Genomic DNA, 11,477 nt, shown 5'->3' on the forward strand with positions numbered 1-11,477 from the left:
GGAAGCGATTACGTAATGGCAAGCGCATTTGAACTTGCTGATGTCGGGACTCCGCAACCGTCGCGGTGTCCGCATATTGCGAGCAGACCGGTGCGATCTCGGATCGCAAGTAGTCAACCTCAACGTGTGAACTGCTTCACACCTCGTCGTCCCCAAAAATTGTAGTTAGTTGATCGGCTTTCACGCCGATCGCGGGAGTACTCATGACGACCATACCTGCCTATACAATCGGTGGTTTAACCCGCCCCGAGCTTCATCTCGATCCGAGCGGCAATATCATTCTGGATCCGGCCGCGCAGGCGTTCGTCAATACGTATGGTCTGCAATATCTTTACCTAGGCTGTCCTCCCGGCACGCCGTGGCCGCCGGTGCCCGGCTTCCTATCGCCTCCGACCGACGCCAATTCCGGCGCCAACACGGTCGTTGAGGGCGCCGCAGCCAGTACGTCGGTCGGCATCACCGCGCAATCCACCAGCCTGATCGGTCTTCCGGTCACCTATTCGCTGGCGTCCGATTCCTCGCATGGCGGCTTCAAGGTCGATCCGAATACCGGCGTCGTGTCGATTGCCGATCCCTCCAAGGTCGATTTCGAGAGCTCCGGCGGCAGCTACGTTGTCAATGTGCAGGCGACCGACGGTATCTTCGTCTCGTCGCAGAGCTTCACGATCGCGGTCAGCAATGCGCCGCCCTCGACACCGACCGACGGCAACGCCACCGCCAACGCCGTCAACGAGGGCGCCGCGGTCAACACCTCGGTCGGCATCACCGCGTCGTCGGCCGACGTCAACGGCCCCGGCGTCACCTACTCGCTGACATCGGATTCCTCCAATGGCGGCTTCAAGATCGATCCCACCACCGGCATCGTCACCGTCGCCAATTCCACCAAGATCGACTTCGAGACCGCGCCGGGTCACGCCTACACCATCACGGTCCAGGCCAGCGACGGCCATGGCGGCGTCAGCTCGCAGAGCTTCACGATCAACGTCAACGACGTGGCGGTCAGCACCCCGGTCGACGTCAATGCCGCCGCCAACAGCGTCGTCGAAGGCGCTGCCGTCAATACGCTGGTCGGCATCACCGCCTCCGCGGTCGATCCGAACGGCCCCGCAACCACCTATTCGCTGACCGGCGACACCTCCGGCGGCGGCTTCACCATCAATGCCACGACGGGTGTCGTCACCGTCGCCGATCCGAACAAGCTCGATTACGAGAGCGCGCCGGGCCACGCCTACACCATCACGGTGCAGGCGACGAGTGGCGCGACCACGACGACGCAAACCTTCACGATCGGCGTGACCGACGCCCCGCCGTCGGCTCCCACCGACTCTGACGCCGCGACCAACACAGTGGTCGAAGGCGCCGCCATCGGCACCGCCGTCGGCATCACCGCGCACGCCACCGACATCAATGGCGGCACCGTGACCTATTCGCTGGTCGGCGATGCCCACGGCCTCACCATCAACGCCGCGACCGGCGTCGTCACCGTCGCCGATCCCACCAAGGTCGATTTCGAAACCGCGCCCGGCCACGCCTACACGATCACCGCGCAGGCCAGCGACGGCACGCAGACCAGCACGCAGACCTTTACCGTCAACGTCACCGACGTTGCGCCGGCGGCCCCGGTCGACAGCAATGCTGCCGCGAATACCGTCGTCGAAGGCGCGGCCGTCGGCACCACGGTCGGCGTCACCGCATCCTCGACCGACATCAACGGCCCGGCGGTAACCTATTCGCTGACCGGCGACACTTCCGGCGGCGGCTTCACCATCAACGCGACAACGGGCGTCATCACCGTCGCCGACCCGAGCAAGCTCGATTACGAAAGCGCGCCCGGCCACGCCTATACCGTCACCGCGCAGGCCAGCGACGGCACCCTTGCGACCTCGCAGACCTTCACCATCGCCGTCACCGAAGCCCCGCCGTCGACCCCGGTCGACAGCGACGCCAGCGCCAATGCGATCGCCGAAGGCGCGGCCAACGGCTCGACCGTCGGTGTCACGGCGTCGTCGATCGACGTCAACGGCCCGCCCGTGACCTATTCGCTGATCGGCGACACCTCCGGCGGCGGCTTCACCATCGACGCGACAACCGGCGTCATCACCGTCGCGGATGGCAGCAAGCTCGATTACGAGAGCAGCGGTCCGACCCATTCCTACACCGTCACCGCGCAGGCCAGCGACGGCACGACGGCGAGCTCGCAAACCTTTACGATCGCCGTCACCGACGTCGCGCCGTCGACCCCGGTCGACTCCGACGCCGGCGCCAACACCGTCATTGAAGGCGCAGCCAACGGCTCGACCGTCGGCATCACCGCGTCGGCGACCGACATCAACGGTCCGGCCGTGACCTATTCGCTGATCGGCGACAGCTCCGGCGGCGGCTTCACCATCAATGCCGCAACCGGCGTCGTCACGGTCGCCGATTCGAGCAAGCTCGATTTCGAAAGCTCGGGCGGCAGCTACACCGTCACCACGCAAGCCAGCGACGGCACGCTGGCGAGCTCGCAGACCTTCACCATCAACATCGCAGATGTTGCGCCGTCGACGCCGGTCGACGGCGACGCCGCCGCCAACATCGTTGTCGAAGGCGCGGCTGCCGGCACTGCGGTCGGCATCACCGCGCACGCGACCGACGTCAACGGCCCGGCCGTGACCTGGTCGTTGATCGGCGACACCTCCGGCGGCGGCTTCACCATCGACCCGACGACCGGCGTCATCACCGTCGCCGACCCGACCAAGATCGATTATGAGGGCAGCGGCCCGACCCATTCTTATACGGTGACCGCGCAGGCCAGCGACGGCACGCTGGCGAGCTCGCAGAGCTTCACCATCGCCGTCAACGACGCCGCACCGTCGACCCCGGTCGATGCCGACGCCGGCACCAACACGATCGCCGAAGGCGCTGCCAACGGCTCGACCGTCGGCATCACCGCGGCGGCAACCGACGTCAACGGCCCGGCCGTGATCTGGTCGCTGATCGGCGACACCTCCGGCGGCGGCTTCACCATCAACGCGACGACGGGCGTCATCACCGTCGCGGACAGCTCCAAGATCGATTACGAAAACCCGGCCGGGCACGCCTACACCGTCACCGCGCAGGCCAGCGACGGTTTGCTCACGAGTTCGCAGACCTTCACCATCGCCGTCACCGACGTCGCGCCGTCGACCCCGGTCGATGCCGACGCCGGCGCCAACCGCGTTGCGGTCAACGCACCGGTCGGCGCGGGAACCAGCGTCACGGCATCCTCGACGGACGTCAACGGCCCCGCCGTGACCTATTCGCTGGTCGGCGACACTTCCGGCGGCGGCTTCACCATCGATGCGACCACCGGCAAGATCACGGTCGCCGATCCCAGCAAGATCAACATTGCCGACCCGTCCTATGACGTCACGGTCGATGCGAGCGACGGTACGCTGCACAGCCAGCAGACCTTCACCATCGCCGTCGTGGTCGACCAGGCGCCGGTCGTCACCGCCGGCCACACGCTGAACTACACCGAGAACCAGGCCGCGACCGTGATCGATTCGGCGATCACCGTCACCGACGGCGATGACGCCAATCTGGTGTCCGCGACGGTGCAGATCACCGGCAACTATGCCAGCGGCCAGGATGTCCTCGGCTTCACCAACCAGAACGGCATCACCGGCTCGTTCAATGCCGCGACCGGAACGCTGACGCTGACCGGCTCCTCCAGCGTCGCGAACTACCAGGCCGCGCTGGCGTCGGTGACTTACATCAACAGCAGCGACAATCCGTCCGGGCTGGCGCGCACCGTCACCATCACGACCAATGACGGCACGCTCGACAGCTCGCCGGTCACCGACACCATCAACGTCACCCCGGTCAACGACCCGCCCGTCGTCACCGCCGGTCACACCCTCAATTACACCGAGAACCAGGCCGCGACCGCGTTCGACCCGGCGATCATCGTGTCCGACGTCGACAACACCACGCTGACCGGCGCGACGGTGCAGATCACCGGCAACTACGCGAACGGTCAGGACGTCCTCGCCTTTACGTCCCAGAACGGCATCACCGGCTCGTTCAATGCGGGAACCGGCATGCTGACGCTGACAGGCACCGCCAGCGTCGCCGATTATCAGGCGGCGCTCGCCTCGGTGACCTATCAGAACACCAGCGACAACCCGTCGGGCCTGGCGCGCACCGTCACGATCATCGCAAACGACGGCACGGCGACCTCCACGCCGGTCACCGGCACCATCAACGTCACGCCGGTCAACGATCCGCCGGTCACGACCGCCGGCGGCACGCTGAACTACACCGAAAACCAGGCCGCGACCGTGATCGATGCGTCGGTCAACGTGACCGACGTCGACAGCGCCAATCTGACCGGCGCGACGGTGCAGATCACCGGCGGCTTCGCCGCCGGCCAGGACGTGCTGGGCTTCGTCAACCAGAACGGCATCACCGGCTCGTACAATTCCGGGACCGGCGTGCTGACGCTGACCGGCTCCGCCAGCGTCGCCAACTACAAGGCCGCGCTCGATTCCATCACCTATTTCAACTCGAGCGACAACCCATCCGGGGCGGATCGCACCGTCAGCTTTACGGTCACCGACGGCACCGACAGCAGCAACACCTCGACCTCGACCATCCACGTCACGCCGGTCAACGATGCGCCGGTCGTGAGCTTCGGTGCCATCACCGGCTTCTCCGAGCCGCCGAACGGCACGCCGGCAGCGAACTCGACGCCGGTCACGATCACGCCGAACCTGACGATCACGGACGCCGAAGGCAATAACCTGACCGATGCGACCTTCGTTCTGAACAATCTGAAGCCGTCGGATGCGCTGTCGATCGCAGGCCACGCCGGCAACAGCGGCGATATCGGCGGCATCCACTTCGAGATCACCAGCACCGCCGGTACCGAAACGATCAGCTTCACCGGTACCGACACGCTTGCGCACTACAATGCGGCGCTGGACCTGATCCAGTTCAACAACACCAGCGAAAACCCCGACACCACCGCGCGCTCCTACAGCCTGACCGTGCACGATGACGGCGGTACCGCGAATGGCGGCAGCAACACCGGGACGGGATCGACGACGGGAAGCGTCACCGCGGTGGACGACGGACCCACCGCGTCGGTGCCGGCGGACAATTCGATCGGCACGGCATTCTCGCACACCGACTTCGCGGTTTCAGGACTTTCGGTCGCCGACATCGATGCCGCCAGCGGCAACGTCACGGCGACGATTGCCTCGAGCCATGCGAACCTGACCTTCAATACCGCCGGGCTCGCCAGCTCCACCAACAACAGCAGCCACACGGTGACGCTGACCGGCACCGTCGCACAGGTCAACACCGCGCTGGCGACCTTGACATACAACAGCGACGACGGCTTCACCGGCTCGGATACCGTCACGCTGAACATCAACGACAACGGCAACACCGGCACCGGCGGGCCGCTCACGTCGGGCGCCCAGACCTTCCACGTCGGCGTCGTCCCGCAGGTGTTCTATATCGACAACTCGCCCACGGCGCTGGCCAACAGCGCCAATCTCGGCACCGCGGCCGATCCATACACCTCGATCGCCGCCTACAACGCGGCGAATCCGGCCGGCTCTGGCGACTATGTCGTGCTGAGGTCCGGCACCTATACCGAGGCCAACGGCATCAACCTCGCCAATGGCGTCAACCTGGTCGGCGGCAGTCACTCCCTGACGTTCACCAATCCGGTGACCGGCGCCGTGGTGACCGCCAACACTGCGACCGGCACCGATCCGGTGATCAAGGTGACCGGCGCCGACAACGGCATCGACCTGCTCGGCACCTCGGGCCACAGCATCAGCGGCGTCAGCATCGACACCTCGGCCTCGACCGGCATGGGCATCAGCGACGACAACAACAATGTCGGCACCGTCACGATGTCCGACATCACGGTCAAGACTGCCAGCGGCACCGGCATGAGCTTCACCCATGGCGGCACCATCACGCTGACCGGCACCAACAACTCCATCACGTCGGGCACCGGCACCGCGCTCGATGTCGAGAACACCCAGATCGGCTCGTCCAACCTCATCCTCAAGAGCATCACCTCGAGCGGCGGGTCCAACAACGGCATCATCCTGTCGAACACCGGCACCGCCGCCGGCAACGGCGGCCTGCACATCACCGGCGACGGCTCGACGGCGGGCAGCGGCGGCACCATCGCCAACAAGACCGGCGCCGACGGCAGCACCACGCAGGGCAGCGGCGTCTATCTGAACAACACCAAGGACGTTCAGCTGTCCTATCTGGCGATGCACGACTTCCAGAACTACGGCATCGTCGGCACCAGCGTCACCGGCTTTGCCCTCGGCAACACCACGGTGACCGGCACCAACGGCACCAACGTCGGCGGCATCGGCGAGGGCGACGTCTACTTCACCGGCCTGTCCGGCACGGCGTCGGTAACGAATTCGACCTTCACGGGCGCGGCGCTCGATGCGTTCCACGTCTTCAACAACAGCGGTCAGACACTCAACCGCATCACCATTACCGGCTCGACCTTCGCGACCAATTCGGCGGCCGGAAACAGCTCGGGCGATGCCCTGGTGTTCCAGGCCACCGACGGAACATTCAACGCGACCGTGCAGAATTCGACATTCACGTCGGCGCGCGGCGACCTGTTCCAGCTCGATCTGCACGGCGGCGTCAACTCGGACCTCGTGCTGAACGGAAACAGTTTCTCGAACAACAACCAGAATATCGTCTCGGGCGGCGGCGGCATCACCATCAGCTCCGGCGGGACCGGCGACCACGCCAACCTGACCTTCAACATCGCCAACAATACCATGCGTGATGCCCTCGGCACCGCGCTCGGCATCAGCACGGGATCAGGCGCAAGCTCGTTCAACGGCACGATCGATTCCAACACGATCGGCGTCGCCGGCGTCGCCAACAGCGGCTCCGCCCAGGGCAGTGACATCGGCTTCGTCACGATGGGCGGGGCCAATTCCAGCGTCACGATCACCAACAATCATCTGTATCAGTACAACAACGACGGAATCGAACTGCAGACCGGTGACGCTGCGAACGGCGGCAACGCCCTATTGACCGCGATCGTCATGGGCAACACGGTGTCCAACCCGGGTGCGTTCGGCGCTCATGGCTTCGAACTTAATGCCGGCACGGTCGCGGGCGATGCGCAGAGCGTCTCGTTGACGCTGGGCGGCACCGGCGCCCAGGAAAATCAGTTCCTCGGTTCGGGCGCGACCGGCACCGACATCCGGCTGCGCGATCGGTTTGCCACCACCGTCGGCCTGCACGCGGGCGACGGCTCGTCCTATGGCGGCGGCGCGACCGATACCGCCGCAATCTCGAGCTACGTCCTGGCGCACAATACGGTCACCACGGCGCCGACCATCAGCGTCACGGCGGGCAGCACCAACGGCTTCGGCTCGTCGCCGCTGCTCGCCGCGGATGGCGGCGTGCAGGCCGCCGTCGCGACCCCGGGTGAAACCCACCTGACGCAAAGCCAGCTCGACTCGGTCGTCTCGGCGGCCATTACCCAATGGGCAAAGGCTGGCGTGGACGCGGATCAACTGGCCGCGCTGCATGCCGTCACCTTCAGCGTCGCTGATCTCGCCGGCCAGGTGGTCGGCCTGGAAAGCGCCGGCCACATTACGATCGATGCCGATGCCGCCGGCCATGGCTGGTTCGTCGATTCGACACCGTTTGACAATTTTGAGTTCCCCCACGCGCTCAATGCTTCCGGCTCCGATCTGCAGACCGATTCGTCGACGGCCGCAGCCGGTCATCTCGATCTATTGACCGCCGTGGTCCATGAGTTGGGACACGTGCTCGGCCTCCCCGACCTGACGTCGTCATCCGATGCCAACGACCTGATGTATATCAGTCTCACCGACGGCGAGCGGCGGCTCCCAACCGCCGCGGATGTCACGCAGGCCAACGTGGGATCGGCGAAGGCGATGCCCATGCAGAGCAACACATCCTCGACTCTGAACCGCGACGGCTTCGACTTCTCGTCGTTCACCCAGACACCGTCGCAGGCCAGCACGAGCCACGCGGACCCGGCCGCGAACACCCAGACCTGGTCCGATCTGTTCAGCGGGCACGCCAATGCCGGCACCCCATGGTGGGTCGGCCATGAGGCGACGTTTGCCGCCATGGGCGGCACGCCGACCGACAACCACGCCCAGTTGCACCATGACCTGATCGTCTGACCGGGCACCGTATCGACTACACAACGCCTGCCGAAGCGTTCCGGCAGGCTTGCCTCAGATGGATGGGATCCGCGCTTCCGTCGACCCGGCAAACTTCAATCGCCTCATGATGTCCGCTTGGACATGTCCGATTCGTGACAACGGTCCCGTCAGCAGCGATACCGTCTCGTCGCGAACTGCGAATGGCTCGCGCGGCCGCGGAATCGAAAAAATCGCGGAAACCAGACAATCGTTGAGGTTGCACTAGCCACAAAACACGCTATCGTGCAGACGTTGCACACGCAGCATCATTGCTTCGAATTTTTCACAAATCGTACGGCGTATTCGCGGAGGACCGATGGCCGATCCGTTTCTTTCCGAAGTCCGCATGATGTCGTTCGGCTTTGCGCCCAAGGGTTGGGCATTTTGCAACGGCCAACTGCTTCCCATCGCTCAGAATCAGGCACTGTTCTCGTTGCTAGGTACGACCTATGGCGGGGACGGGCGCGTCACTTTTGGCCTGCCCGACCTTCGAGGCCGGGTGCCGATAAGTATGGGCCCCGGCTATACGCTCGGCCAACGCGGCGGCGAGGAGAGCCACACGCTCACGATCAACGAGATGGCGCAGCACAATCATTTGGCCAACGCCACCAACAGCAACGGTAGCCAGCCGCTCGATTCGGGGGCCTATCTCGGTGCCTTCAACAACGGCTACAGCACGTCGACGACCGACATCACCCCGCTCAATCCATTGACCGTGGGCAATGCCGGCGGCGGCCAGGCCCATCAGAACATGCAACCGTTCCTGACGATCAATTTCAGCATTGCCCTCCAGGGCATTTTCCCCTCGCAGAATTGACGAGAAGCGCCGATGTCAGAATCCTATTTAGGCGAAATCCGTATGTTCGGCGGCAGCTTTGCCCCGGTCGGATGGAATTTCTGTGACGGCAGCCTGTTGGCGATCTCCCAGTACGACGCGCTGTTCAATCTGATCGGCACCACCTATGGCGGCGATGGCCAATCCACCTTCGCGGTCCCCGATCTGCGCGGCCGTGTGCCAATCCACACGGGCACCGCCAGCAGCGGCACGACCTATGCCATGGGGCAGACTGGCGGCGTCGAAAACGTAACACTCACGACGCAGACGATCCCGCAGCATTCGCACGCCTTCATCGCCGCGAAGCAGACCGGCACCGCGTCGAACCCGCAGGGAAATATTCTCGATCAGACGACCGGCACAATCGCGATGTATATCGACGGCCAGCCGCCCGACGGGGCCATGGCAGGCGGAATGCTGACGAATACCGGCGGAAACCTGCCGCACAGCAATTTGCAGCCGCTGCTTTGCGTCACCTTCATCATTTCGCTGTCCGGCATTTTCCCGAGCCAGGGCTAGGAGCGCGACACCATGGCCGACCCCTTCGTCGCCGAAATCCGCATCTTTCCGTTCAACTTCGCTCCCAAGGGCTGGGCCTTCTGCAGCGGCCAGATCCTGCCGATCTCGCAGAACACGGCGCTGTTTTCGCTGCTCGGCGTCACCTATGGCGGCAACGGCACCTCGAATTTCGCGCTTCCCAACATGCAGGGCAACGCGCCGCTGGCGCCCGGACAGGGCCCGGGGCTGTCGCTGTATGACCTCGGCGAGACCATCGGCTCCCCCAATGTGACGCTGCTGCAAAACCAGATACCGCAGCACAACCACCCCGTGAACGTCGGTACGCAGGACACGGCCGACGTTCAAGTCCCGAGCCCGACCCGCATCCTCGGCAAATCGGCCAACGCGTTCGCCTACGTGCCCGGGAGCCCGGCGCCAACACTGACGCAGATGAACGCCACCATGATCGGCATGACGGGCGGCAACCTTCCGCACAACAACATGCAACCTTACCTCACGCTGAACTTCTGCATCGCACTGCAGGGCGTCTTCCCGGCGCGAGGCTGAGCTCGTTTTGGCTCTCGACGCGCCAGGCACCATCACGTCCGCCTTCGGCTGGGCGCGCGCGGCCGAAGTCGGTTGCGGCTTTCGCCGCCTGTCGGAGGCGGACCTGCCGTTCCTCGGCCGCCTCTATGCCTCGACGCGCGCCGAGGAACTTGCGCCGGTGCCGTGGAGCGAGGCCGACAAGGCTGCCTTTCTCGAGCAGCAATTCCGCGCCCAGCACGCGCACTACCAGCAGCACTATCCGAACGCCGATTGGCTGGTGATCGCGCGCCAGGGTGAAGACGTCGGCCGGTTCTATCTCGAACGGTGGCCGAGCCAGCACCGCATCATCGACATCGCCTTCCTGCCCGAGCATCGCGGCAGGGGCTACGGCGAAGCGTTGCTGCGCGACGCGATCGACGAGGCGAAGGCCGCCGGCAAGGACGTCTCGATCCACGTCGAGAAGCTCAACCCGGCGATGCGGCTCTACCGGCGGCTCGGCTTCATCACCGAGGAAGACAAGGGCGTTTACGACCTGATGCGCTGGCGGGCGGCAGAGCGTCAGGTGAAGATCGCCTGATAACCATTGCCGTCCGCGACCGGACCGATCGGCACCAGGAACATCTCGATCACGCCCAATGCCGGATGCCGCACCGGATAGATCGCCTGCGGCAGCCACGCGCCCTTCGGCGCCGTGAACAGCAGCGAGAATGCGCCACCCGGCCGGCCGCTGTTGCCCGCGGGCTCGACCTTGGCGAGCTTCAGCGGCACGACGCGATCCCTCTCCGCCTGCATCGCGAACTCCGCATCCTGATGCGGCGTGAAATCTTCAATATGCAGTTTCGTGAGATCGACGGTGGATGTCATGCGCACGTCCCTGTTGCTTTCGAGGTGTAACACACGCCGCTATGTTGCCGTCAAGATTTCTGCCGGTCATCCGATTTCGACCTGAAGCTTTCACCGTCATTCCGGGGCGTCCTCTGCTTCCACGGGGAGGCAAGTAAACGCAAGACTCGGATGCAGCGCGCCGCGAGGATGCGGATGTATGACTCACGCGAGTGCCACATATTCGATGTCGTCCCGGGCAAGCCACCGGGTCGGCGCGAAGCGCCGCCCGATGACAGGCTCCGCGCGACCCGGGACCCATAACCACCGATGCCAATTGTTTAGCCAGCGCTCGGGCCACAGCTCACTTCAACAACGCAACCCTGTGGTTATGGGTCCCTGCTTTCGCACTAGCGTGTCTACACGGTTTTGGGGCGCGACAGATTGACTCGGTACAGCAAGAAGTGGCGTCTCTGCAGCATGTTGTATGATTCTCTCACTGGCGCTTTGATTCGAAGGAGCGCCAGCGATGCAGCCGGATTTGTCTTTGGGTGAGTTCGGGGACG

The 11,477-nt window shown here is 64.7% G+C and carries 6 protein-coding genes; 5 read left to right on the forward strand and 1 reads right to left on the reverse strand.

Going from position 1 to position 11,477, the window contains the following annotated elements; genetic code table 11:
- Positions 1 to 203 precede the first annotated feature (203 nt).
- From ACZBJS_RS34675 to ACZBJS_RS34695, 5 genes are all read left to right on the forward strand, one after another.
- Entirely contained in the window at positions 204 to 8,189 is a 7,986-nt protein-coding gene (locus tag ACZBJS_RS34675) for a cadherin domain-containing protein (protein WP_316398561.1), read from the forward strand.
- A 337-nt stretch (positions 8,190 to 8,526) separates the two neighbouring features.
- Complete coding sequence (locus ACZBJS_RS34680) at positions 8,527 to 9,027, forward strand: phage tail protein (protein ID WP_076834879.1); 501 nt, start codon at positions 8,527 to 8,529, stop codon at positions 9,025 to 9,027.
- A 12-nt stretch (positions 9,028 to 9,039) separates the two neighbouring features.
- Entirely contained in the window at positions 9,040 to 9,564 is a 525-nt protein-coding gene (locus ACZBJS_RS34685) for a phage tail protein (RefSeq protein ID WP_168858612.1), read from the forward strand.
- Between the two features lie 12 nt (positions 9,565 to 9,576).
- The gene (locus tag ACZBJS_RS34690; protein ID WP_057021215.1) at positions 9,577 to 10,110 is read left to right on the forward strand and encodes a phage tail protein; all 534 of its coding nucleotides are present in this window, start codon (positions 9,577 to 9,579) and stop codon (positions 10,108 to 10,110) included.
- A gap of 7 nt (positions 10,111 to 10,117) precedes the next feature.
- Positions 10,118 to 10,666, forward strand: a complete 549-nt coding sequence (locus ACZBJS_RS34695; RefSeq protein WP_244559027.1) for a GNAT family N-acetyltransferase — start codon at positions 10,118 to 10,120, stop codon at positions 10,664 to 10,666.
- Here the strand turns inward: ACZBJS_RS34695 and ACZBJS_RS34700 are convergent.
- Positions 10,648 to 10,953 (reverse strand): DUF6916 family protein, encoded by a 306-nt coding sequence (locus ACZBJS_RS34700; RefSeq protein ID WP_316398564.1) that lies wholly within the window; start codon positions 10,951 to 10,953, stop codon positions 10,648 to 10,650. The genes ACZBJS_RS34695 and ACZBJS_RS34700 overlap by 19 nt on opposite strands.
- Positions 10,954 to 11,477 lie beyond the last annotated feature (524 nt).

The sequence above is a fragment of the Bradyrhizobium sp. KZN70725 genome (genome assembly GCF_055264925.1).

Bases quoted from the DNA above. Each gene is read 5' to 3' on its own strand.
- ACZBJS_RS34700 (WP_316398564.1), bottom strand. From the start codon at position 10,953: ATGACATCCACCGTCGATCTCACGAAACTGCATATTGAAGATTTCACG.
- ACZBJS_RS34675 (WP_316398561.1), top strand. From the start codon at position 204: ATGACGACCATACCTGCCTATACAATCGGTGGTTTAACCCGCCCCGAG.
- ACZBJS_RS34690 (WP_057021215.1), top strand. From the start codon at position 9,577: ATGGCCGACCCCTTCGTCGCCGAAATCCGCATCTTTCCGTTCAACTTC.
- ACZBJS_RS34685 (WP_168858612.1), top strand. From the start codon at position 9,040: ATGTCAGAATCCTATTTAGGCGAAATCCGTATGTTCGGCGGCAGCTTT.
- ACZBJS_RS34680 (WP_076834879.1), top strand. From the start codon at position 8,527: ATGGCCGATCCGTTTCTTTCCGAAGTCCGCATGATGTCGTTCGGCTTT.